Below are 23540 nucleotides of genomic sequence, written 5' to 3' on the forward strand. Positions count from 1 at the left end.
GGGGGCGCGCCCCGTCTGCACAGGACTGTGCTTACGGCGAACGGCTTTCGAACATCATCGAAACGGTGCCGCTGTAGTTGCCCTGCAGGTAGTCGCCGCCGGCCGGCGCCGCTGCGATGGACACGAGGGCACGCTTGCCAGCCGCAGCCTCGACTTCAGTCGCGACTTCAACGGCGGCGGCCGGGCCCACGTCCAGGGTCTTGCCGGCCACGGAAACCGTCATCGGCATTTCACCGGCGTCTGCCGCCAGCTTGGCGTCGTAGGCAAGGTGCGCAGTGATCGCACCCAGGCCGCTCTTCATGTCGATCTGCTTCTGCACCGGCTCCAGACGCTGCGTGGTCATGTTCCACGGCAGGTCCTGGGTTTCGCCGGCCCAGTCACCCACGGGGGAAATCTGCAGGCCGGTCGGCGACGGCACGGTGGCCGTGACGTTGATCTGCAGCGGGAACTGCTCCGGATCGGCGAAGGCGACGGCCGGCGACAGGGTCAGGGTGGCCAGGGCGGCCATGGTGATGGACTTCAGGTTCATTGCAATTGCTCCAGGGTTGGAAAATGCCGACGTGTGCGGCGGTGGACGCAGCTTCAGAGGAAGCTGCTAGTCGAGCAGGACGGATTTGCGGGATTTCCCCTCGACGATTTCAAAGCGATGGTCTTGGCCAGGCAGATGTGCGAATGCCTCGCTGCGTCCGGGCAACAGATGCACCCTGCGCGACGCTCCGCATTGCCCGGGCTGGGTGCCGGTGCTGCACTGGCGCACGTTGTCGAGCACCACGGTGCTGTTGCCCGCGTTGTGCACCACGGTGCGGTCGGCCTGTCGATCAGTGCGCAGATCAGACAACGGCGCTTCCGGATGCACGATGACGAAGACGCCATAGCCGGTGAGCACGTTGACGCCGGCCGCGATGGAACGGCGATAGTCCTCGGACTGCGCCTCGGTCAGTGCGAACTCGTCCTCCTTCTTCGGCAGCACAGGCACGAAGCGGACACGGTAATAGCGCTCCTTGTCACGATTGCCGTGGAAGAGCAGCCGCGTGGCCTGCTGCCCTTGACGCGGAACGATGAGGCGCGAAGGGCTGGCAATCAGGGCATTGCCACCACCGCCATACACACCCGGCTCCACATCGACCTCGTAAGGCGTGTTGTCCTCCGTGTAGCGCACCTCGGTGACCTGCACACGCACGAATGCCGTGGCGTCACCGCTGTTGCGGACGCGCTTCAGCAATGCGCCCTGGTCGGGCAACAGGTACTCGTACATGGCGCCGACGTGGATCGACGGCATTTCGGCGCTGGCGAACGTGGGCAACAGCAGTGCTGCGCCCAGCAGAATGAGGCGTTTCATCGGAGCTTCCTTGAGGTCGGGGTGCGGCGTTGCCGACACCCTCTTCATCGAAGGGCGCTACGATAGGGACGGATACTCTGCCTGGGTATGCAACTATTCCGAATAATTCGAAATCCCGGGCCGCGCGGATGAACGGCTCAGCTTCGTGTACTGCGCACGCTTTAACAGGGAATCAGCGGGTCGCGCCGCAATTGGAACAGTGGTTCGACAGGCCCATCAGAGCGATCACATGCTGGCGGACCGCATCGTCGGCGCACAGGATCATCACGCCTTCGCCATCGGGCACCGAACGGAACATGCCGTGCAGGGTGATCGGAGCGGCGGTGCGTGTGGATATGGCAACGGTATGGATGCGACCGCGGCCGCACGCGCTGCGCAGCGCACGCTGCTCTGCCCCGGTGGCCTGCCTTCCTGCGTGACCGACGCCACGGGGCTCCAGCCCGATGCTTACCGTCAGTGACCGGCCCATGAACCGGCTGGTGATCACCGGCACATCGCGATCGGGGAATCGGCACAGGAAGGCAATGTGGCTGCGCACGCCTGCCTCTTCCGATGCAGATGACGGCCCCAGGATGGCACCTTCATCATGGGGCATCGTTGCGGAGTCCCGGCACAGGCAGTGACGCAGATCCGACAGTACTCCGGCTCCCGCTGCGAACATCGTCTTGACCCCCTCGACATGGTCCATGTAGGTAACAGCCCCCTCGCCGCTTCCTGCGCCGGCGCGCCGTCCATGCTATGTCCGCCGGCTGGAGCACTCAATCGAACAACTCCGAAGTTCAGCGCGGATCGCCCTGTCCGGCCAGCTCGGCAACGAATGATTGATAAAAGTTCTATGGAAAGAACGCGGACTTGATTGCACTGTTGCCATATTGCACTGCAGCGAAACCCGCTGGAGCTGCACTGTCGGCGCGATGGCGCGCCGTTTGACCCGGCCGAAGATGCGGTGTTCGGATGCGTGTGTGCTTTCTGATGAAGTTCGACCTGCGGCGTGATCGCCATGGCCTCGCGCCCCCGCTCTACGCCTACGTCTGTGCCCATGCGACATCGCGGGAGATCGCATTGCGCAAAGCCTCGCGCGTGCTGTCGAGAATCGTGATGGACGACAGTCAGACGAAGTGGATGATGATGGAGTGCAAGGACGTGGTGCAGGCATGTCGCTCCGGGCTTCTGCCCGTGGAAGAGACACTACTGGAGCAGGCAAGCGCGGCGAGGTCCGGCGTTGCTGCACTGTATCGGGAATCGGTGCAGATCGTGGGCGTCACGGAACAGCGATGATGTGTGCGGGCGCCCCACTCCACACGCGTGGCCGCCTAGGCCTGCCGCGGCACGGCGCTGCGACCGCCCACCTCGTCGTGACGATGGTTCTCCCACGTGCTGCGCAGCTGCCTCCGCTGCGGCGCGGACGCGTACATGTAGCCGTTCAACGAATCAAGGAACCACCGCTGCTGCTCGACATCCAGTGCAGCGAACCGTGCAAGCACTCCGGCTACGCAGGCATCCAGTTCAATGGTCATTCCGCTCCCCCGGACTACGAGTTAAGTTGCAGTCACTGTATGGATGGCAGTTCACTTCCACAATCGAACTAGTTTGCAAATGCCGCAGGCCTATCCGCCATCGGCACAGGTCACCCAGCCATTGGCAGCAGCATAGCGATGGACATCGATGGTGCTGTTGAGGCCGAGCTTCTTCATCGCCGAGCGCTTCTGTGCACTGATGGTCTGTACGCTGCGGCACAACTGGCGGGCCACCTCGCGCTGGCTGTAACCTTCGACCAGAAGGCGCAGGACCTCCAGCTCGCGCCCGGACAGCACCACGCCCGGCAACTGCTCATGCAGCGAAGCGAGTTCGAGCATCCGCGGCGACAGGTGGTTCCTGCCGACCGCCGCGGCGAGAATGGCCGGTGGCAGGTACTCCAGCGGATCGGACTTGGCAACGATGCATTTCACGCCGGCCCGCTGCGCATGCTCGATGATGTGGCTGCTGTCGTTCCCGGTGAGCAGGACGAGCGCCGTGCGAGGAAAGCGTCGCAGGAGGAAGCGGATCAATGACAGACCGTCTCCGTACTCGCCACCCGGCATCGAGTAGTCGATCACCGCGACCTGCACGCTGGTGGTGGCCAGCAGGTTGACGAGCTCGCTCGAATTCCTGGCACACCCCCGCAGGGACAGGTCCGGGTGTGCGGCGATGAGCCGGGCAACGCCGATGGTGACCACGGGGTGATCATCGGCGATGATGAATTCGACAGGCATGTTTCGCGCCTCCTTCTGTTGACGCTTGTCAGGTTGGCCGTGAAGTTTCCTGTTCGCGAAATCGCAATGCGAAGGAAAACACTATGAAAGACCGAGTCGAGGATGTTGTCATTGCCGACGATCATCCGATTACACGCTTTGCGGTTGAGGCGATCGTCGATGAGCAGGCAGGATTCCAATGCCTGGCCAGCGTTGCAAACGGCGTCGAACTGCTGGACCTCCTCGCTGTCCAGCCTGCCGATGTTGCCGTCGTCGACTACTCCATGCCCGCTGGCGACGGCTGCGATGGCCTGGCGTTGGTGGATACGTTGTGCAGCAGGTACCCGGCACTGCGCATCGTGGTTCTCACCGCGCTGGACCAGTGGCCGATCATCCAGGTTCTGCTCACGCGCGGGGTGGCCGCGGTGGTCAGCAAGTCGGATGACCTGCGGCATGTCGTCAGAGCGTTGCTGGCCGCATCGCAGGGACGCCGGTATTTCTCACCCGCCATCCTGGCCAGCCGCGATGTGAACGGATTCAATTCCGCCGGCGAACTGCTCTCGCCTCGCGAAGCACAGGTGGTACATCTGCTCCTGGCGGGCAAGGGCGTGAATGAGATTGCGCTTGAGCTGGCGGTCACCAAGCAGACGGTCAGCACCCAGAAGCGTGCGGCAATGCGCAAGCTCGGCGTGAGCAGCAATGCCGAACTTTTCAGGTTCGCATCGGAGTTGGGACTGGAATGAGCGCGTCTGCCGACGGGCGCGCCCAGGGTCGCGTTGGCACCTCGTGTAGTGGGAAGGCGGCAGCGGGCCGGGGCAGGAATGATGTACGGCTCGTTCAGGTTCTCCAATACAATTAGTTGCAAAGACGCATCGGGCACTCTTTGCTAGCCTTCCAGCACCGAAATGGAGGAGCACCGCGGGGTGACAGCACCGCGTCGCCACGGCTTCTTCAGCACAACGTCCCGTGAGATCCGCTCACGTGCTTTGCCCGCCTCTGGAAGGCCGATGAAACGATCAACAGGAATGGCCTGGCTGCTGGCTGCAGCCGCGCTTCTGCTCTGCGCGCTTGCCACGCGAGTCCATCACTCCTCCCGCAACGACGACGTCACGCAGGCGCGCATCATCCGTGTGGCCGCCGATCCGCAGTTGGACGGAGGGCGTGCGGTTGGCTTCGCCACCGGGAAAGGTGCTTCCGCCTATCGCTACATGATGCACATCGCCGGGCTCGCGGGCGTCCGCTTCCAGTTCGTACCCACCGGATCGCCCACGGAGGCCTACCGTCAGCTTCAGTCGGGCAAGGTGGATCTGGTGCCTTCGGTCATGGACCTGGATCTTCCGCAGGATGACCGCTTCCTGGTGTCGCCACCCTACTTCGAGGGCAGGACACTGCTGTTCTCGCGCGCGGCGGGGCCCGGTTTCGCTACGCTTGGCGCGCTGGCCGGCCACGTGGTCGCCGTACGCGAGGGCAGCCAGTACGTCGACTGGATCCGGCGCCATCATCCGGATATCAAGGTGCTGGAGTTCACGGGAGTGCCGCAGATCCTCGGTGCGGTCGAGTCGGGAACGGCGGATGCGGCGCTGGGAACCGATGCGCTGTACAACCCGGTGATCCGCCGATACTTCCAGCATACCCTGGTCGCGTCCGGTGCGGTCGCGGAACTGCCGATCGTGGTGCGTGCGGTGGTCAGGCGCGAGGACAAGGCGCTGCTGGACACCATCGACAGCGGACTCCGCGCGCTTTCGGTCGCCCATCACCGGGATGTGATCGATGGCTGGCTGGAAACGGTGTACCGCACGCCGCCCTCGATCGGCGCAATCCTGCGGTACTACCGGACGGAAGCGATTTCCGCCGCCCTCGTCCTGCTGGCGCTGGCGTTCGCGGCCTACCAGATGAAGCGATCACGGGATCTGGCCAAACGCGCCGCGCAGGAGAAGGCAAGGATGCTGGCCGTGGTCAGCCATGAAATCCGCAATTCGGCCAATGCGCTGCTTTCGGCAACCGACCTGCTCGGCAAGGGACCCGTGCTTCCGGAGCAGGAAGAGGCCCTCGATGCAGCCCTGGCCAGTGCCTCCAGCCTCAGTCTTCTGCTGAACAACGCATTGGAGTACTCGCGATTTGAAGGAGGCAGCCGCGCAGCGGAGCCAACGCGCGTCGCGCTGCGCCCCCTGCTCGAGGAGTCGGTGCGCGCGTTCCGCCCGCAGGCGCGCGAGCGCAACGTAACCTGCCATGTGGAACTGCCCTGTGGCGAGCCGGGCGATCTGTGGATCGATCCCATCGTGGTGCGGCAGGTGGTCGTCAACCTGTTGTCCAACGCGATCAAGTTCACACGCAACGGTGACGTACGTGTACGCCTGTGGGTGGAGGCCGGCACGTCCGGGCACTGCACGCTGAACATCGAGGTCATCGACAGCGGTATCGGCATGAGTGCCGAGGAGCGCGACGCATTGTTCTCCGACTACTGGCAGAGCCAGCAGGGACGCGCCCTGGGCGGTGCTGGCCTGGGCCTGTCCATCTGCTCGCGCATCACGCAGCGGCTGGGGGGTTCCATCCAGGTGGAGAGCAGCCCCGGAAAAGGCAGTCGCTTCCACGTCGTGCTTCCCGCACGTCACGCGCGAGCCTGCGAACCTTCCGCTCCCACGCTCGCACTCCAACAGCAGGCGACCGCCACGCACGGGAATCCATCGGTACTGATCGTGGAGGACCATATCTACAGTGCACGGATGTTCAAGGCGCAGATCGAGGCGATGGGGCTGTCGGTGACCTTGGCGACGGATGCTGCGCATGCCCTGCGCGTGATCCGGACGGCTCCTCAGTTCGGCTCGATCCTGCTGGACTGCAACCTGCCCGACATGGATGGCTACGCACTGTGCCGGCGGATCCGCGCGATTGAGCACTCGCGGCAGCAAGGACGTGCCAGCATCCTGGCGATCTCAGCGATGGAGGGCGTTGAACATGCGAAGGAGTGCGCCGAGGCGGGGTTCGATCACGTCGTGACCAAACCTCTCTCCACCTTCCAGTTCAGGGCCTGGCTGGGCCGCGGACCGGGGGACGAGATCGCACGCGGAATGCTGGAGATCTTCTGGGAATCGTATGACAGCGACCTGCAGGCTCTCCAGGTCGCGGTCGAGGCGGGCGTCTGGGGCAAGGCAGGCGACATGGCCCACCGCATCTGCGGCAGCGCGGCCATCGCTGGCGAGCGTGGCATCGAAGCCATCGCGCGGGCCCTGATGCCGGCACTGCGCCAACGCACGGCAGACCCGGCGTCGGCCAGCGACATCGCCCGCCTCATCGAAGACCTGCGATGGTATGCGGCGCATGGCACGCGGATGCAGCAGGCGCCGCTGGCAGCGGCGCCGTGCGCTTCCTCCGCCGCACGCGGCCGCGTCCCCGTCGAGGAACGCGGCATCGCCTCAGTGCAAGGGCACCCGCAGGACTGAAGGTGCGTTGGCCGGGGAACTGAAGGTGACCGTTCCGCCCAGCTGGCTGACGCCGGCATAGCGCAGGTCCACGGTGTCGATCACCAGGGTCAGCCGGCTTCCGGCCGGGATGTTCCAGCTGCTCGCTTCAAGACGCAGATCGAGCGTGCTGGCCTGCCCTGGGGTCGCGCTGTGCAGGGTGTACGGCTTGTGGCTGATCAGCTGCCCGTTGCCGAGGACGTCCTCGACGAACAGATACGCATAGAGCGTGGTATCGGCCCGGCTTGGGGTGACGGTGACGCGCACTTCCGGCATGCCGTCCAGGCGACGGGCGCTCCAGTAGACCGGGCTCTGCCAGACGCCGGCGGCATTGCGGCCGATGAAGGGCACGTAGGCGCCAGGCGCAACGTTGATCATCTGCAGGGAGCCGGACACCATCGCGACACCGGAGTTGGCAGCGGTCGGCAGGCCACTGCCGATGCGGTAGCTCCAGCCGCTGCTGCGCCCGTTCTCGACCAGGCCGCCCGTGGGAAGCAGCAGTCCGCCCGGCGCGGTCAGCGCGTACTGGGTCGCCCCGGCACGGGTCGCCTGCCAGTCTGCATAGGTGTTCCAGCTGCCCTTCTGCGACTTCAGCTGCACGGCCGGGGCACGGTCGATGCCGTTCGCCACGCCCTTGAGGTAGTGATCGAACCAGTCCCCCACCGAGGCGTAGACCTCATTCGGCACTCCCAGCGCACCCAGCGCCTCGTTGAGGGCATGATCGCCATGACGCAGCTGCAGCTGCTTGGGGCCAGTCAACGCATTGAAGAAGTCCACCAGCTGGCCGGGCGGGAACAGGCTGTCGTTGAAGGCATTGGCCAGGAAGATGGCGGGGCGGTTGGCGTTGATCTCCGCCACGCTGGCCGATGGGCTGCGCAGTGCCGCAACCGGCAGCAGCGATTCGACCGCGCCCTGGAAGTTGCCGGTCACCACCCTGCGGTTGATCGTGGCCAGCTCCTCACCGGGACGGCCGGTGGCCAGGCCGGCGGCCACCAGCAGGGCAATGCCCTGCGCGCTGGGCGTGTTGTTGCTGTACAGCGCCGCCTGCAGGTCGGCCCAGCCGCTCAGTGCGGCCACCGCCTTGATGCGCGGATCACGCGCCGCCGCCAGCAGACTGGTGCCGGCGCCGTAGGAGATGCCGGACACACCGATGCGGGCGGGATCGGCCCGGGTGTTGTCCAGCGCCCAGTCGATCAGCGCGCTGACATCCTCCACGGTGGCGGGTCCGGCGATGTCGATCGCCCCACCCGACTCCCAGAATCCGCGCGAACTGTAGCTGAGCACGATATAGCCACGCTGGGCCAACGCCTGCGCGACGCCGACATATTCCACGCTGGGAACGGCCCAACTGCTGGGCATGACCAGCAGCGGAAGGCGTCCCTCGCCCTGCCCCTGCGGCTGGATGACGAATACCCCGAGCGGTGTTCCGTCCCAGCTGGGTATCGTCTGATGGGTGGTGGTGACGGTCACCGCCCAGGCGGCAGGTGACAGGCCGGTCAACAGGATCAACAGCAGCAGCATCTTGCGCATCGTCGTTTCTCCCCGTCGCTGCAGTGCGACGAGCCGGACCGTACCAGTGCGAATGGTGGGAGACACCTTGCGACGCAACATGGCGGGAACGCCCCTGTCGCCAGGCCTGAACATGAATGCGGCGTGCTAGGCTCGAGCGTGCCGATGCAGGCACACAGACAGCTCCCGGCCGGTGCCGGCAGATTCAATTGCCGAGAAGAGGTCAATGGCGAAGTTCCCGTTCCGGATGGCCGCATGCGTGGCCGCCCTGCTGGTCCTCCTGGCGATGACGCTTGTCGTCGCCTCGCGGCGGTCTGCGGACAGCACGCAATCACCCACGGCCACTACCGGAGCCGAGGCTGCGCTGCACGGTGCGCCGGCGTCGGCAGCCGCCGCGGGTACCGGACAGGCCAAGCCCGTGCTTTCACCCATGGCGCGCTACCGCGAGGCGGCCCGCCTGGATCTGCTCATCGCCGACCTGGAGCAGCGCTCGCGCAGCGGCGACGCCGACGCCAGCCTGGCCCTGAGCCGGATCTACGACGAGTGCATGATGTCCATCGACCCTACGGCACTCGCGACGAGCGACATCCCGACTGCGCGCCGTGCGGCCCTGATACGCAGCCATGCCTGGTTGCAGAGGCGCTGTGCCGGGGTGTCGCTGCGCATTCTCGAGAGCATCAGGAACGTCCGGCACTACCGAAGCCTGGCCGCCCGGCAGGGCAGTCTGGTGGCGCAGATAGAAGAGCAGATCCTGCATGCACGTTCTGATCTGTCCCTGGCCGATCACAGGACACTGATTGAAGCCGTCCTCCTGCAGGAGGATGGCGAGGCGTACGTGGCTCTTTCCAACCTGATGGGTTCGACGGCGGCCGGCAGGCGCGAGCAGCTGCAGGGCGTTCCCGCCGGCAGTGAGGTCGCCACAGCGGCCTGGATGCTCGCCGGATGCCGGCTCGGCATCCCCTGCGGAATCGACTCTCCGCTGCTCAACCGCCTGTGCGGCCAGTCGGGCATGTGCGGGCCGGAGTCGGTCGAGGACCTGTTCACCAGCGACCTGCAGCCGGAAGACAGGGACGCTGCCCAGGCCGGGGCCGATGCGATCTTCGCGTTGGCGCATCGCATGGGACGGGAGCCGGGCCTGTAGTCGGCGCGCCCTCGGCATCCCATGCGCAGCCCGGCAACCCGGCGCTGCGCGAACCGGCGATAATGATGGGCTTTTCACTGGCAGGAGTTGTCGATGTCCCCCTACCCATTCGATGCGGTGCTGTTCGACTGCGATGGCGTACTGGTGGATTCCGAGCCGCTGGTGGCCCGCGTGCTCTCCGAGATGCTGAGTGCGCGCGGCTGGCTGCTGACCCCCGCCCAGGCAGGCGAGGTCTTTCTCGGCAAGTCCGTTGCCGGATTGGCCGGCCTGATCGAGGAGCGCACGGGAAAACCCTTCACCGCCGAATGGCTGGAGGAGTTCCGCCAGCAGCGCAATCGTGCCCTGGAGCGGGACCTGACCGCCATCGAAGGTGCCCCTGAAGCCGTGCGGGCCATCCACGCCGCCACCGGCGGCCGCATCGCCTGCGCGTCCGGCGCGGACCTGCACAAGGTGGAACTGCAACTGCGCAAGGTCGGGATGTTCGACGCCTTCGAGGGCCATGTCTTCAGCGGCCAGGACATGCCGCGCAGCAAGCCACATCCGGATGTCTACCTGGCCGCTGCCGCTTCGCTGGGCGTCGAGCCGCAACGCTGTGCGGTGATCGAGGACACCGTGACCGGCGCTGCGGCCGGCGTGGCCGCGGGTGCCACCGTGTTCGGCTTCAGCGAGGGCGGGCCGCACCACAGCACCCCGGAGGCACTGCGCGCCGCAGGTGTCCATCGGGTGTTCGCGCGCATGGATGAGCTGCCGGCCCTGCTGGCCGCCCACGCGGCCGGCGCCGTGGCGTGATCCGGTCAACCGGATGCAGCGTGGGGCCGGCCCCGCGCCCGCGGCTCATGGCCGCCGCCTCGCATCGGACCGGGCCTCGATCATCTTCCAGCCATTGCCGGAAGGATCACGGAATCCGGCATCGACCGCGCCGTAGCGCTCGACCGGTTCCTGGCTGAACTCGACCCCGCGCTGTCGCCAAGCTTCGTAGGTGGCCCTGCAATCGTCCACCGCGAGCACCAGGGGCGGCATCGCCCCCTTGGCCAGCAGCTGCTGCAGGCTCGCCGTGGTGGCGGCGTCGTGGACCGGTGGGCCGGGCCGGAACAGGCCAAGCTGGACGCCGTCCTGCCCGGGGCTGCGGACCGTCAGCCAGCGGTAGTCACCGTTGCGCACATCGGTGTGCACCTCGAAGCCTAGCTTGCCGACGTAGAAGTCGAGTGCTTCATCCTGGTCGCGCACGTACAGGCCGACCACATTCACGCTGTTCGTCATGGAACCTCCCTCAGTCAGGGGCGACGTTAGCAGCGCTGTCGCGACGCCGCTTCTCCAGAACTGCGGTCTTCAGGTCAGGGCGTCGCGCCGCGCGGGCGTGGCACTCCGGCACCAGACCCTGCGCTGCCCCCTTCGTTTGCTCGCGCTCGCGGATGGCACCCGGGCTGGCGCCGGTGATGTCACGGAAGATGCGGCCAAAGGTGCCCAGGCTGACCCAGCCGGTCGCCAGCGCGATCTCGGTGATGGGCAGTTCGGTCTCGCGCAGCAGGGCAACCGCCCGCTCGATGCGCCGGCTGAGCAGGTAGCGATGGGGCGGTATGCCAAACGCCTGCTTGAAGGAGCGTGCGAAGTGCGCCACGGACACTGCGCTGACCTCGGCCAGACGGGCGACCGGCCACGGTTCGTGGCTGGCGCGGTCCATGCAGTCGCGGGCACGCAGCAACCGGCGCAGCAGTTCCGGGCTCTGGTTCATGGCCTCCCCGCATGCACGAGGCAGGGCCACGCATCCTCCGCGCACGCCACCCCTTCAATGGCGTGCGGGGATGCGGACAGGGGCGATGGGTGTCGGGCGGCCATGAGCCGGCCCAGCCTGCGTCCCCGACTGCGTGCGGTCAATCCCTGCCGGTCGCCGGCGCCCTGCGGCATGATGGGCGCCTTGTCCCCAGCGGAAGCAGTCATGCCTGTCGGATTCATCGGGCTCGGAGTGATGGGAACGCCGATGGCGTCGCACCTGGCGCGGACGGGAAGCCAGGTACTGGGATGGTCGCGCTCGGGCCGCAACGACGCCGAGGCGGTCGCCGCCGGTGTCGAAGTGGCCGATGGCGTTGAAGACGTGTTCGCTGCCTGCGGCACGATCATCCTCATGCTCGCCAACGACGCGGCGATCGACAGCGTGCTGGCAGGCGACAGCCCCGAATTCGCAGCGCGTGCTGCCGGTCGCCTGCTGATCAACATGGGGACCAGCTCCGCGTCCTATTCGCAGGCATTGGCACAACAGGTGCGCGCAGCCGGCGGGCGCTATGTGGAAGCCCCGGTGTCCGGCTCGCGGGTGCAGGCCGAAGCCGCGCAGCTGGTCATCCTGCTGGCAGGTGAAGACGAGGACGTCACACAGGCCTCCGCGCTGGTGGCGCCGCTGGGCAGGCAATGCGTTCCCTGCGGCAATGTTCCCGCGGCATTGCGCATGAAGCTCGCCGTGAACCTGTACCTGATCACGCTGGTGACCGGCCTGGCCGAGGCCGTGCATTTCGCGGAGGCGCACGGCATTCCGCTGGGGCGCTTCGCGCAGGTGCTCGATGCCGGCCCGATGGCCAGTGACGTTTCGCGGATCAAGCTCGACAAGATGGTGCGCGGCGACTATGCGGTGCAGGCGTCGATCACCGACGTGCTGAAGAACAGCCAGCTGGTGGCTGCGGCGGCGCGCGACGCCGGCATCACGGCACCGCTGATCGAGGCCAGCGATGCTCTCTTCGCTCGCGCCCAACGGCTCGGCCTGGGCGGGCTGGACATGGCGGCCGTGCTGCAGGCGCTGCGAGGACCGCCCGCCGCCTGATTCAGCAAGGGATGCCACGCCCGCCCCCGCCCGCTGCTATATTCAGGCGGGCTCGACAGGCATGGTGCCTGTCCACGCAACAACAGGGAGTTGGCCATGGGTCTGGTACAGGCGGTGAAGGGTGCGGTCGGTGGTGTGCTGGCCGACCAGTGGAAGGACTTCTACACCGTGCCCACCGGCCTACCGGCCACCGCAGCCCTGTTCGCTGCGGTCCCGCAGGGCACCAATGCCGGGCGCGGCTCCAATACCCACGGGTCGTCCAACATCATCAGCAACGGCTCGAAGATCGTCGTGCCCGAGGGCTACGGCCTGCTGCTGTTCCAGGACGGTGCGATCACCGCCTTCGTCGCCGAACCGGGCGGATACGAATGGCGCTCTGACGACCTGAACTCGCAGTCCCTCTTCGCCGGCGATGGCCTGGTCAGCACCTTCATCAAGCAGAGCTGGGAGCGCTTCAAGTTCGGTGGCCAGCCGGGAAGCCAGCAGGCCGCCTTCTTCGTCTCGCTGAAGGAACTGCCGGACAACCGTTTCGGCACCCAGTCGGAGATCTACTGGGATGACGGTTTCCTCAACACCCAGGTCGGCGCGGTCACCCGCGGTTCGTACACGTTGAAGATCGTTGATCCGATCCTGTTCGTGAAGAACTTCGTACCCGCAGCCTACCTGCAGCCGGGCAAGGTGTTCGACTTCACCGACCTGGACAACGCTGCCGCCACCCAGCTGTTCAATGAGGTGGTGGGCTCGCTGGCGCCGGCCTTCAGCCTGTACACCAACGATCCGGGCAAGGGCAACCGCATCACCCGGCTGCAGCAGGATTCGATCGGCTTCGCGCAGAGCCTGTCGGCCGCCGTCGAGCAGGCCTACCAGTGGCAGAGCGATCGCGGCCTGGCCATCGTCAAGACGGCGATCGTCTCCATCGAATACGACGCCACTACCCGTGAACTGCTCAAGACTGTGCAGCGCGCCGACGCGCTGGCCGGATCGCGCGGCAACTCCAACCTGCAGGCCAGTGTCGCCCAGGGCATCCAGTCCGCCGGCGAGAACGGCGGCGCGGCAGGCCTGGTGGGGGTCGGCATGGCATCGGGCATGTTCGGTGTCGGCGGCATGCAGCAGCCGGCCACCCCGGCTGCGGATGACCCGGTGGCCAAGCTGAAAAAGGCCAAGGAGATGCTGGACCTGGGCCTGATCACCCAGGATGACTATGATGCGTTGAAGGCAAAGGCGCTGGGCCTGTAACCCGCAGGACGCGAACCGCACATGTCAGATCCACGCAACGGACCGCCTCCGCTGCCCGCTTCCGGCCCTGTGACACCGCCGCCGTTGCCGGAGGCGGTGTTGGACGGTCCGGGCTCTCCGCGGGACGTCCCTCCCCCACCCGGCAGCTTCCCGCTGGACACCTTGCAGCTGCCGCAGGCGATCCGCGACGAAGTGGACGCCCCGGACCCGCTGGCCATTGACACCTCCGCCACCGAGTTGAAGGACGGCCTGAACCGGTGCCCGAAATGCGGCGCCACCGATATCCGGCCCAAGCTCGGCACGGACATCCTGGTCTGCCTGTACTGCCGTCACGAATGGCATGGCGCCCGGGTGGAAGAGGCGTTCGGTCTGGGCGAGAACATCGACCAGCTGCGTGGCACCATCATTGCCAGCGGTGCACGCGACATCGATGCCGATGCGTCGGCGCTGATGAGCTTCAAATGCACCGGCTGCGGTGCCGAAGTCACGGTCAACACCGAGAGCACGATGACGGCGCGCTGCCACTGGTGCCGGCATGTGTTCGGCGTCAACGAGCAGATCGCCAATGGCGCGGTGCCGGATGCGGTACTGCCGTTCCACATCAGCAAGGACGATGCGGTTGCCCGCATCCGCCAGTTCGTCGACAAGCGCCGTCTGTTCGCCCTGAAAGCCTTCAAGGATCAGTTCACGCCCGAGAACGTGGTCGGCGTGTACCTGCCGTACATGATCGTGGACAGCAATGTCAGCGCCGCCGTGGCGGGCAAGGGCGAGATCCAGACCCGCCGATACACCGTGGGCAGCGAGAAGAACAAGCGCACCGTATACGATGCCGATGTCTACCAGATCGAGCGCCAGGTGAACTTCACCGTCGACGATCTGCCGCTGGAATCCTCTGCCGAGCGCGGCAATCTGGACATCAGTGCCAACACCAACAACATCATCAACACCATTCTGCCGTTCGACACCAAGAACGCGGTGAAATGGAACGCGTCCTACTTGGCCGGCTTCACGTCCGAGAAGCGCAATCTCGATGTCGAAACGCTGCGCCCGCGGCTGGAGGACCAGCTGCTGTCGATCGCGCGCGCACAGGTGGAAGCGTCGGTGCGCGGCTACAACCGGGGCGTCCGCTGGGAGCAGGAACAGCTGGACGTGCATGGCACCCGCTGGGTATCCATGTACCTGCCGGTCTGGCTGTACTCCTATCATCAGCCCGGCCGCAACGGCGGCATGCTGCACTACATCGCGGTGAACGGGCGTACCGGCGAAACCATGGGAAGCGTGCCCGTGCAGCAGTGGAAGATGCTGCTGGCAGCCCTTACGGCCGGCACGATCATCGAAGCAGTGGCAATCCTCATTCTGATGGCGACCGCATGAGCGACGACAGTGGCCTCTGGCTCTTGGCGGCAGGTCCGGCCGGCGCGACCGCGCTGTACTGGGCGCTGTACCGCTACTACCGCAATACCGACAAATCACACGCCTTCGAGCATGAAACCGAAGTGCAGGCCGCGCCCGTCAGCGGCTCGGACCAGAAGGTGGGCCAGGTGCGCGGCACCGAGGCCACCCGCATCGAGGGCGACAACGTCTACCAGTACCGACGACGCGTGGCGCGGCTGAAACCCAGGCCCTGAGGGCCGGGCCGGGGCGACGGGCACCGCCACGGTGCCCGCCATCGCGTACCGTTGCGCGGCGGCATGGCACCATCACGCGGTCTCCCGCCCTGCCGGTCGCATGCTTTCCGGGTCGCCCTTCCGAGGTTCCCGCCATGCCCGCCCTTCTCCCGCGCACCAGCCTGGCTGCGCTGTGCTGCCTGTCCCTTCCCGTCATGGCCCAGGATGCATCCTTCGGCTTTGGCCAGCAGAGCACCGAAACCTCGCAGACCATCCAGACCTCGACCACCCAGAGCCAAAGCCAGCGCAGCGATGACACGGCCTTCGGCAGCAGCGGCTCGATGACCTCGCAGTCCAGCACCCATTCCCGGACGCATTCCGAATCGAACAGCGAGAGCACCGGCGTGGATCTGGAGATCGGCGTCCCCGATGACACCGATCGCTGGGGCCAGGAACGCCGCCATCCCCACGATCTGCGCGACAGCGACCTGTTCGGCACTTGGACGCTGGGCGAGGAGAACGGGAACACCTGCACGATCGAACTGAAGAGCATGGAGTGGTTCGGCGGCTACAGCGCCTATGTGCCGGCGGGCTGTCCAGAGGGATTCTTCCCGGCCAGCCGCTGGCTGCTTTCCGGTAACCAGTTGCTGCTGACCGACACCAGCAACACGGTGTACGGCCGTTTCCGTGCATCGGGTGGCGGACGGTGGTCTGGCTTTCGCGAGTCCGACGGCGCGCGGCTCTACCTGAATCCGAAGGGTCGCTGACGGACGCCCTGCACGCCCCGGGGACGGCAGCATCAGGAAGATCAGGCAACCTTCCTTGAACCGCCCTGCGATGTCCGCCCCCACCGGTCCCCGCCTCGTCATCTATGCCGCCCTGGCCGGCAACCTCGCCATTGCCGTGGCCAAATTCATCGCCGCTGGCATCTCCGGCAGTTCAGCGATGCTCAGTGAAGGCGTGCACTCGCTGGTCGACACCCTGAACGAAGTGCTGTTGCTGTACGGGCTGCGCAGGGCCGGCAAGGCGCCGGACGCCGTGCATCCATTCGGCTACGGGCGCGAGCTGTATTTCTGGAGCTTCATCGTGGCCTTGCTGGTGTTTGCGGCGGGCGCGGGCGTGTCGGCGTACGAGGGCATCCAGCACATCCGCCAGCCGGAACCGGCGACCCACCATGTGCTGAGCTACAGCGTGCTGGGCATTTCCATCCTCTTCGAAGGCGCGTCGTGGTGGGTGGCGCTGCGCGAGTTCCGCCGCACCAAGGGCAGGCTCGGCTATTTCGAGGCGTTCCGACGCAGCAAGGACCCGTCCACGTTCACCGTGCTTCTGGAGGACAGTGCAGCCCTGCTCGGTCTCGGATTCGCGCTGGCCGGGCTGGTCGCGGCGCAACTGCTGGACATGCCGGTCCTGGACGGCGTGGCCTCGCTGTGCATCGCCGCAGTTCTGGCGGTGACTGCGTTCCTGCTGGCACGCGAGACCAAGGGTCTGCTGGTGGGCGAGCCTGCCCATCCAGCGGTGGCCGAGCGCATCCTGGCCGTCGCCGAAACCGATGCCGATCTGCGCCGCGCCAATGGCGTGACCACCATGCAGATGGGCCCGGAGCAGGTGGTGGCCATGCTCAGCGCGGAGTTCGAGGATGATCGGCATACGCCGCAGATCGAGGCCTGCATCACCCGCATCGAAAACGCCGTCAAGCGTGAGTACCCGGAACTGGTGGCGCTGTTCGTCAAACCGCAGACGCCGGAAGTCTACGCCGCCCGGCGTGCGGCGCTTCGCGCGCCGCGTTCACCGGATTGACGCCGCGTCCGCATCCGCTTCACCCTGCCAGCGCCAGACTGATCCCCCGTTCGCCGACCCGCTACCGCCGTGCCTGACTGGCTGCCCGATCACTGGACGCTCCTGCCGCGCCGTTTCTACCAGCGTCCGCCGCAGGAGGTCGCCCCCGAACTCCTGAATGCGCTGCTGATACGCAGCGATGGACGGGCGGCCCGTATCGTCGAGGTCGAGGCCTACGGCGGCAGCCAGGACCCGGCCGCGCACTCCTACCGAGGACCGACGCCGCGGACAGCCAGCATGTTCGGGGAGGCCGGGCATCTGTACGTGTACTTCAGCTACGGCATCCACTGGGGAAGCAACGTGGTGTGCGGGCAGGAACACGAGGGCGTGGCAGTCCTGCTGCGCGCAGCGGAGCCCGTGCAGGGCATCGACAGGATGCGGGAACTCAGGCCAGCCGCACGGCACGACCGCGATCTTGCCAGCGGCCCAGGCAAGCTGTCCCAGGCATTCGGCCTGGACAAGAGCTTCGACGGCGCCGATCTGGTGACGGGCAGCCACGGTGTGGTCATTGCCCGCGACGGCACACCTCCGCCGACGGACCCGGTCATCGGCCCGCGGATCGGCATCAGCCGCGCCGTCGCCTTTCCGTGGCGCTGGCATGTCCGCGGCCATCGGCACGTCTCGGCACGCGCCCCCCGGCCTGCATCGGCAGCACGCAGATGACGCCGCTGGACCGGCCACTGCGGCGTGAACTGGAGATCGACGGCCAGCACTACACCCTGACGCTTGATCCGCAGGGCCTGAAGCTGGTGGAAAAAGGCCGGCGCAAGGGTGTGGTCCTGCGCTGGCGTGACCTGATGTCAGGTGATGCTGCCCTGGCCGCCGCCCTGCAGGCATCGTTGCAGACGCGCTGAGCGGACGCCCCACCACAGTGCTGACGGACAACGCCGGATCCGGATCAGGTGCGCACCGTCACCCACGTTGGCGCGTGATCGCTGGCCTTGTCCTGCAGGCGCACCCAACGATCCACGCCTGCATCCACCACGCGTGCCGCCAGGACCGGGTTCAGCAGCAGGTGATCGATGCGCAGTCCCCGGTCGCGCTCGGCATGCTGGCGGAAGTAGTCCCAGAATGTGTAGATCGTGCTGTCACCGTGCACGCTGCGCAGGGCGTCGGTCCAGCCCTGCGCGAGCAGATGCTCGAACTGCTCGCGCACCTCCGGCTGGAACAGCGCGTCGCGGCGCCATGCCTTCGGGTCGTACACATCGGCCTCGGTGGGGATGACGTTGAAATCGCCCAGCAGCACTGCAGGGTGCGGGAGATCGACGAGGCTGCGCGCGTGACTGATGAGGCGCTTCATCCAGCGCAGCTTGTAGTCGAACCTGGGGCCCGGCTGGGGATTGCCGTTGGGCAGGTAGAGACCACCCACGACGATGCCGTGCACCGCCGCTTCCAGATAGCGGCTCTGCACATCCGCCGGTTCGCCCGGCAACCGCCGCCGGCTTTCCACCGGCACCGCATCCCTTGCCAGCAGGGCCACGCCATTCCATCGCGCTTCGCCCAGCCACAGTGCACCGTAGCCGGCCTGTTCCAGCGCATCGGCCGGGAATGCAGCATCCGTGGCCTTCAGCTCCTGCAATGCGACCACGTCCGGCGATGTCCTGTCGAGCCAGGCAAGCAGATGGGGCAAGCGCGTGCCGATACCGTTGACGTTGAACGTGGCGATGCGCAGCGTCTTGCGGCGGGCCATGCAGAACTCCTGAAGCCGGCGGGCAGAGCTACCACTGTGCCTGCGCCGTCATGCAGGCGCCGTCGAGGTCGCGTCATGCTCCGGATGCATGTGGTTCACAGTCACATGCCCCCTGTGGCGCCACGCTGGGCAACCGTCAGCCGCGCCGGAGGAACCTGTCCATGGCGGTACGCCCACTGCATTCGATCTATCAGGTCGACCCCTACCTGTTCCGCGACAGCACAGGGCGCGGCTGGGGCACGCTCGACGGCGTGACCGAGAAGCTCGATTATCTTCAGTGGCTCGGCGTCAGCCATGTCTGGCTGCTGCCCTTCTATCGCAACGCCGGCCGTGACGGCGGCTATGACGTCACCGACCACTACCGCATCGACCCTCGACTGGGCGACGATGCTGCCTTCCAGCGGCTGATCGATGCCGCGCACGCGCGCGGCATCGGCATCATTGCCGAGCTGATCATGCAGCACACGGCCAGCGCGCACCCCTGGTTCGCCGCGGCGCAGCAGGGCGATCCGCACTGGCGACCGTGGTATCTGTGGAGTGACGAGGTGCCGGACGACGGGCTGCAGCCGATGTTCCCGCCGATCGAAGCATCGACCTGGAGCTGGGATGCCCAGGCCGGTGCGTTCAACCGCCATATGTTCTACCGGCATGAACCCGATCTGGAACTGGCGCACGCGCCGGTCCGCGACGAACTGCACCGGGTGATGACGCACTGGCTGCGGCGCGGCGTCGCAGGCTTCCGGGTCGACGCCGTGCCCTACATGGTCGAACGCGCACGCCAGGCCGATCCCCGCGACGATGGCCTGTGGCTGCTGGAAGACATGCGCGCCACCGCTGACGCGCAGCAACCCGGCCTGCCGCTTATCGGCGAGGCCGATGTCAGCGCCGGTCAGTACGGTGACTTCATCTGCCAGGGACGCCGTCTGTCGCACCTGCTCGACTTCCACCTGAACAATCACTTCTTCCTTGCCCTGGCACGCGGTGATGCCAGCGAGGTGGCCCGGGTCATGGCCGAGTACGGTCCACACGCGCCGCCCGGTACGCGCATCGCGTGGCTGCGCAACAACGATGAGCTGGATCTTGAGCAGTTGGAACCGGAGGAGCGCGAGGAAGTGATGCAGCGCTTCGCCCCTGACCCGGGCATGCGCATCTACCGGCGGGGCATCCGGCGCCGCCTGGCACCGATGCTGGACGGCGATGTCGATTGGCAGGCCATGGCGTGGGCTACACTGCTGTCGTTGGGCCAGGTGCCGGTCATCCGCTATGGCGAGGAGATCGGGCTGGGGGACTGCCTGGAACTGCCGGAGCGCAATGCGGTCAGGATGCCGATGCACTGGCACGATGGTCCCGGCGCAGGGTTCTGTGACGATCCTCGCCACGCGTGGCGAGCTCCGCCTGCTGACGGACCATTCGGCTACCGCTCGGTCAGCGTGGCGGCGCAGCGCGACACGCCGGGGTCACTGCTGCTGCGCGTGCGTGAACTGTTGCAGCAGCGGGCTGCCCATCCAGTGCTGCAGCGGGGGCCGCATGTGCAGCCCTCACCCTCGCCTGCGCTGCTGGTGCTCGCCTACGACGACGGTTCCGCGCAGGCGCTGGCGCTGATCAACTTCGCATTGGAGGAGATCGAGATCGACCTGGCGGACACGGCATCATTGCCACCCGTGGTCAATCATGGCGCGCGCATCGATGGCACCCGTTGCCGGGTGCGCGGGCACGGCTACGCCTGGCTGGCGGGCGACGCGTCCTGAGTGCGCAGCCCCGGCAGCACGTGCGCCGCGAAATCGTCGATGAAGCGGTCCTGCTCCCGGTTCACGTTGTGCAGGTAGATGCGGTCAAACCCCAGCCCCTGCAGGTCCTGCAACCAGCCCAGATGCCGGCGCGGATCCGCGGAGACGTGCACGTGACGGCGCAGCGTGCCGGCATCCACCGATCGCGCACGTGCCTCGAACTGCGCGGGCTGGTCCAGGTTTTCGGCCAGCTCCGGCGCCAGGACGTTGGCGCTCCACTGTTCCATTGCACCCTCCAGCGCCGCTTGTTCCGCGCGCGCATAGGACAGCTTCGCCTGCAGGTACATCGGCTTGCCAGCGCCTCCGCCTTCCTCGAAGGCCGCCACCACGCGGCGCAGCTGCGGCAACGGCTGGCTGATGGTGATGAGGCCGTCGGCCCAGCCGCCCAGCCAGCGCGCGGTCTGCTCGCTGACGGCCGCGCCCAGCAGCGGCAACGGTAACGCCGGCCGGCTATAGAGACGCGCCTGCCTCACATCGAAGGCGCCACGGTGATCCACCTGTTCGCCGGCCCAGAGACGCCGCATCACCTCTGCCGCTTCGTACAGTGCCTGCTGTCGTTCGCCCTTGGGATTCCAGGGCCGGCCGGTGACGCGCTCGTTCAGCGCCTCACCGGTTCCGAGCGCCAGCCAGATCCGGCCGGGCGCCAGCTGTTCCAGGGTGGATGCCGCCTGGGCCACCAGTGCGGGATGCTGCCGCAGCATCGGGCACGTCACCATGCCCAGCGTCAACCCGCTCTGCACGGCCAGAGCACCCGCCCAGACCCAGCTGTGGCCCGACTGCCCCTGCGCGGTGGTCCAGGGATGGAAGTGGTCCGAGCACATCAGCGCTTCGAAGCCGGCCTGTTCCGCGCGCAGGGCCAGCCCCAGCAACGTGGCCGGAGCAAACTGCTCATGGGAAGCGTGGTAGCCGATGGTCATCACGTGTTCCGCGCGGGTAGTGGACAGCATGGCAACACCTTCACGGCTAAAACCACGTCATGAAAATGCCTTCCTCCTGCATCGGGCGTCGACGCTGGGCCATCGCCGAGGGCTACATCCCGGCCTGGAGCACCGGCCCCTCACCGGAACTGCAGAGTCACGAAACGTGCTGCATGCTCAACGCCGGCGACACCGATGCGCATGTCACGCTGGTCCTGTACTTCGAGGACCGCGAGCCGGCAGGCCCCTATCAGCTGCTGATTCCGGCACGACGCACCCGCCACCTGCGCTTCAATGACCTGGATGATCCCGAACCGGTGCCGCGCGGTACCGGCTTCGCCACGCTCATCACCTCGGACCAACCCCTGGTGGTGCAGCACACGCGGCTGGATTCGCGGCAATCCGCCAACAGCATCATGACCACCATCGCCCACCCGCTGTGAATCTGTCGCCGGCGGCGTCCACGTCCTCACCACAGCGCGCCGCCTGATCGTTTACCGGCCGCGGCACAGACTGGGGCCGTTTCCCGATGAGGAGCTCCCGAGATGACCCTGCCCGACTATCCGCGCCCCCCCTTCCCGCCCCAGCAGCAATCCTTCCCCGGCAAGACCGCGAAGATGACGCCGCGGCCGGACCATGGTGAGGACAGCTATCGCGGCTACGGCCTGCTGCAGGGTCGAAAGGCGCTCATCACCGGCGGCGACAGCGGAATCGGTGCGGCAGTGGCCATCGCTTTCGCGCGCGAAGGTGCCGACGTGGCCATAGCCTTCCTGGACGGCGAACAGGACGATGCCCGTCACGTGCAGCAACAGATCGAGCAGGCCGGTCGCAAGGCCGTGCTGGTACCCTGCGACATCAGCGACCCCGCACAGGCACGCTCGCTGGTGGACCGTGTCGCCAGCGAACTCGATGGCCTGGACATCCTGGTCAACAATGCTGCCTACCAACGCTATTACGAGAACTTCGAAGACATCACGCTCGACGACTGGAAACGCACGTTCGATACCAACGTGCACGCCGTGTTCAACCTTACGCGCCTGTGCGTGCCACACCTGCGTGGCGGTGGGGCGATCATCAACACCGCCTCGGTGAACTCCAAGCGGCCGACGCCCAACATCCTGCCGTACTCCGCCACCAAGGGTGCCGTAGCCAACCTCACCCTGGGCCTGGCCGGCCTGCTGGCCGAGCACAGGATCCGCGTCAACGCCGTACTGCCGGGCCCGATCTGGACACCGTTCATCCCCGCAGGGATGTCCGCCGATGAGGTGGAGCAGTTCGGTTCGCAGACGCCTTTCGGACGTCCTGGCCAACCCGCTGAACTGGCGTCAGCCTACGTGATGCTGGCATCGGACAGCGCGAGCTACACCTCTGGCGCGCTGCTCACCATCTCCGGCGGCGCCGCCACGCTGTGACACAGATGAACAGGTGGCCGCCCTGGGTCGATGATTGGCTTGCCACCGTGGTACCGATGGCGGAAGTGCTGGCGATCCTGGGCGTGGCGTGGCTGTTGGTTCGGGCGCTGGCATGGCTTCTGCTTGCAGCGCGCAGACGCGGCAGACTGGCGCCGGAACTGCATGTCGGCCTGCGCCGGGGTGGAGCGCTGCTGCTCTATCTGGCGGCGGCGCTGCTGGTGCTGGAGCGGCTGGGGGTCTCGCGCTCGGTACTGTGGACGGCGCTCACCGGCTTCATGGCGGTGGGTGCGGTGGCGTTCTTCGCCGCGTGGAGCGTTCTCTCCAACCTGTTCTGCTCTTTCCTCATCGTGGCGACCCGTCCATTCCGGATCAACGACACCATCGAAGTGCTGGACAGCGTGGACAAGCCAGGGTTGTGCGGCCAGGTGGTGGACATCAACCTGATCTACACGACGCTCAGCGATCACGGCGAAGGCGCACGCGGCTGCCTGGTGCGCGTCCCCAACTCATCGTTCTTCCAGCGGATCACCCGTCATCGCGGCGATGGCAGGGCGCCGATCGGGTAGCG

At 66.7% G+C, this 23540-nt stretch carries 27 protein-coding genes; 17 read left to right on the top strand and 10 right to left on the bottom strand.

The genetic code is table 11. The annotated features are described in order from the left end of the window. Positions 1–31 precede the first annotated feature (31 nt). The 3 genes from QMZ25_RS13385 to QMZ25_RS13395 form a co-directional block, all read right to left on the bottom strand. Complete coding sequence (locus QMZ25_RS13385; RefSeq protein WP_283219762.1) at positions 32–529, bottom strand: CS1 type fimbrial major subunit; 498 nt, start codon at positions 527–529, stop codon at positions 32–34. A gap of 66 nt (positions 530–595) precedes the next feature. Beyond that, the gene (locus QMZ25_RS13390; protein WP_283219763.1) at positions 596–1339 is read right to left on the bottom strand and encodes a CS1 fimbrial subunit B flags: Precursor; all 744 of its coding nucleotides are present in this window, start codon (positions 1337–1339) and stop codon (positions 596–598) included. 172 nt (positions 1340–1511) lie between these two features. Continuing rightward, positions 1512–2027 carry a hypothetical protein gene (locus QMZ25_RS13395; RefSeq protein WP_283219764.1) on the bottom strand — a complete coding sequence of 172 codons (516 nt, stop codon included), beginning with the start codon at positions 2025–2027 and terminating at the stop codon, positions 1512–1514. 284 nt (positions 2028–2311) lie between these two features. Between QMZ25_RS13395 and QMZ25_RS13400 the strand changes: the two genes are divergently transcribed. Next, positions 2312–2617 carry a hypothetical protein gene (locus QMZ25_RS13400; protein WP_154582308.1) on the top strand — a complete coding sequence of 102 codons (306 nt, stop codon included), beginning with the start codon at positions 2312–2314 and terminating at the stop codon, positions 2615–2617. 35 nt (positions 2618–2652) lie between these two features. Here QMZ25_RS13400 and QMZ25_RS13405 read toward each other — a convergent pair whose 3' ends face one another. Next, positions 2653–2856, bottom strand: coding sequence for a hypothetical protein (locus tag QMZ25_RS13405; protein WP_065176077.1), 204 nt, complete (start codon positions 2854–2856; stop codon positions 2653–2655). Positions 2857–2946: 90 nt separating this feature from the next. Then, a complete protein-coding gene (locus QMZ25_RS13410) occupies positions 2947–3591 on the bottom strand; it encodes a response regulator transcription factor (protein WP_065182299.1) in 645 nt (214 codons plus the stop codon). Positions 3592–3674: 83 nt separating this feature from the next. On the opposite strand from QMZ25_RS13410, the gene QMZ25_RS13415 reads away from it, so the two are divergent. Together QMZ25_RS13415 and QMZ25_RS13420 are read left to right on the top strand one after the other, a co-directional pair. Beyond that, entirely contained in the window at positions 3675–4313 is a 639-nt protein-coding gene (locus QMZ25_RS13415) for a response regulator transcription factor (RefSeq protein WP_283219765.1), read from the top strand. Between the two features lie 264 nt (positions 4314–4577). Beyond that, complete coding sequence (locus QMZ25_RS13420; protein ID WP_283219766.1) at positions 4578–7010, top strand: ATP-binding protein; 2433 nt, start codon at positions 4578–4580, stop codon at positions 7008–7010. On the opposite strand, the gene QMZ25_RS13425 is transcribed toward QMZ25_RS13420, so the two are convergent. Then, positions 6984–8558 (bottom strand): alpha/beta fold hydrolase, encoded by a 1575-nt coding sequence (locus tag QMZ25_RS13425; RefSeq protein WP_283219767.1) that lies wholly within the window; start codon positions 8556–8558, stop codon positions 6984–6986. The two genes, QMZ25_RS13420 and QMZ25_RS13425, sit on opposite strands and share 27 nt — an antisense overlap. Before the next feature lie 205 nt (positions 8559–8763). On the opposite strand from QMZ25_RS13425, the gene QMZ25_RS13430 reads away from it, so the two are divergent. Beyond that, on the top strand, positions 8764–9678 hold the full coding sequence (locus QMZ25_RS13430) for a hypothetical protein (RefSeq protein WP_283219768.1): 915 nt from the start codon (positions 8764–8766) through the stop codon (positions 9676–9678). Positions 9679–9771: 93 nt separating this feature from the next. Continuing rightward, the gene (locus tag QMZ25_RS13435) at positions 9772–10467 is read left to right on the top strand and encodes an HAD family phosphatase (RefSeq protein ID WP_283219769.1); all 696 of its coding nucleotides are present in this window, start codon (positions 9772–9774) and stop codon (positions 10465–10467) included. A gap of 45 nt (positions 10468–10512) precedes the next feature. Here the strand turns inward: QMZ25_RS13435 and QMZ25_RS13440 are convergent, their stop codons facing one another. Continuing rightward, complete coding sequence (locus QMZ25_RS13440) at positions 10513–10938, bottom strand: VOC family protein (protein ID WP_283219770.1); 426 nt, start codon at positions 10936–10938, stop codon at positions 10513–10515. Positions 10939–10948: 10 nt separating this feature from the next. After that, positions 10949–11410, bottom strand: a complete 462-nt coding sequence (locus QMZ25_RS13445; protein ID WP_283219771.1) for a helix-turn-helix transcriptional regulator — start codon at positions 11408–11410, stop codon at positions 10949–10951. A gap of 204 nt (positions 11411–11614) precedes the next feature. Between QMZ25_RS13445 and QMZ25_RS13450 the strand changes: the two genes are divergently transcribed. The 8 genes from QMZ25_RS13450 to QMZ25_RS13485 all read left to right on the top strand — a co-directional run bounded on the left by QMZ25_RS13450 (position 11615) and on the right by QMZ25_RS13485 (position 18020). After that, complete coding sequence (locus QMZ25_RS13450) at positions 11615–12487, top strand: NAD(P)-dependent oxidoreductase (RefSeq protein WP_283219772.1); 873 nt, start codon at positions 11615–11617, stop codon at positions 12485–12487. Between the two features lie 96 nt (positions 12488–12583). Beyond that, on the top strand, positions 12584–13723 hold the full coding sequence (locus tag QMZ25_RS13455; RefSeq protein WP_065182307.1) for an SPFH domain-containing protein: 1140 nt from the start codon (positions 12584–12586) through the stop codon (positions 13721–13723). A 21-nt stretch (positions 13724–13744) separates the two neighbouring features. Continuing rightward, the gene (locus tag QMZ25_RS13460) at positions 13745–15097 is read left to right on the top strand and encodes a TFIIB-type zinc ribbon-containing protein (protein WP_283219773.1); all 1353 of its coding nucleotides are present in this window, start codon (positions 13745–13747) and stop codon (positions 15095–15097) included. After that, complete coding sequence (locus QMZ25_RS13465; protein WP_053515893.1) at positions 15094–15351, top strand: hypothetical protein; 258 nt, start codon at positions 15094–15096, stop codon at positions 15349–15351. Before QMZ25_RS13460 ends, QMZ25_RS13465 begins: the two co-directional genes overlap by 4 nt. 134 nt (positions 15352–15485) lie before the next feature. Beyond that, the gene (locus QMZ25_RS13470; protein ID WP_283219774.1) at positions 15486–16097 is read left to right on the top strand and encodes an AprI/Inh family metalloprotease inhibitor; all 612 of its coding nucleotides are present in this window, start codon (positions 15486–15488) and stop codon (positions 16095–16097) included. Between the two features lie 70 nt (positions 16098–16167). Further along, on the top strand, positions 16168–17127 hold the full coding sequence (locus QMZ25_RS13475) for a cation diffusion facilitator family transporter (RefSeq protein WP_053515898.1): 960 nt from the start codon (positions 16168–16170) through the stop codon (positions 17125–17127). A gap of 69 nt (positions 17128–17196) precedes the next feature. Then, the gene (locus QMZ25_RS13480) at positions 17197–17829 is read left to right on the top strand and encodes a DNA-3-methyladenine glycosylase (RefSeq protein WP_283219775.1); all 633 of its coding nucleotides are present in this window, start codon (positions 17197–17199) and stop codon (positions 17827–17829) included. Continuing rightward, positions 17826–18020, top strand: a complete 195-nt coding sequence (locus tag QMZ25_RS13485) for a hypothetical protein (RefSeq protein ID WP_065176092.1) — start codon at positions 17826–17828, stop codon at positions 18018–18020. Before QMZ25_RS13480 ends, QMZ25_RS13485 begins: the two co-directional genes overlap by 4 nt. Before the next feature lie 44 nt (positions 18021–18064). Here QMZ25_RS13485 and QMZ25_RS13490 read toward each other — a convergent pair whose 3' ends face one another. Next, entirely contained in the window at positions 18065–18856 is a 792-nt protein-coding gene (locus QMZ25_RS13490) for an exodeoxyribonuclease III (protein ID WP_283219776.1), read from the bottom strand. A 161-nt stretch (positions 18857–19017) separates the two neighbouring features. Between QMZ25_RS13490 and QMZ25_RS13495 the strand changes: the two genes are divergently transcribed. Beyond that, positions 19018–20604: an alpha-amylase family glycosyl hydrolase gene (locus tag QMZ25_RS13495; RefSeq protein ID WP_065182314.1), complete on the top strand. Its 1587-nt coding sequence runs from the start codon at positions 19018–19020 to the stop codon at positions 20602–20604. On the opposite strand, the gene QMZ25_RS13500 is transcribed toward QMZ25_RS13495, so the two are convergent. Next, entirely contained in the window at positions 20574–21590 is a 1017-nt protein-coding gene (locus tag QMZ25_RS13500; RefSeq protein WP_229765776.1) for a TIGR03885 family FMN-dependent LLM class oxidoreductase, read from the bottom strand. The two genes, QMZ25_RS13495 and QMZ25_RS13500, sit on opposite strands and share 31 nt — an antisense overlap. 29 nt (positions 21591–21619) lie before the next feature. Between QMZ25_RS13500 and QMZ25_RS13505 the strand changes: the two genes are divergently transcribed. The 3 genes from QMZ25_RS13505 (at position 21620) to QMZ25_RS13515 (ending at position 23538) form a co-directional block, all read left to right on the top strand. Beyond that, positions 21620–22003 (top strand): sensory rhodopsin transducer, encoded by a 384-nt coding sequence (locus tag QMZ25_RS13505; protein ID WP_065176094.1) that lies wholly within the window; start codon positions 21620–21622, stop codon positions 22001–22003. Positions 22004–22105: 102 nt separating this feature from the next. Next, on the top strand, positions 22106–22972 hold the full coding sequence (locus QMZ25_RS13510; protein ID WP_065182316.1) for a glucose 1-dehydrogenase: 867 nt from the start codon (positions 22106–22108) through the stop codon (positions 22970–22972). A gap of 5 nt (positions 22973–22977) precedes the next feature. Continuing rightward, positions 22978–23538, top strand: a complete 561-nt coding sequence (locus QMZ25_RS13515; RefSeq protein ID WP_283219777.1) for a mechanosensitive ion channel domain-containing protein — start codon at positions 22978–22980, stop codon at positions 23536–23538. Positions 23539–23540 lie beyond the last annotated feature (2 nt).

Source organism: Stenotrophomonas sp. RS-48 (genome assembly GCF_030053245.1).
GTDB lineage: Bacteria > Pseudomonadota > Gammaproteobacteria > Xanthomonadales > Xanthomonadaceae > Stenotrophomonas > Stenotrophomonas maltophilia_P.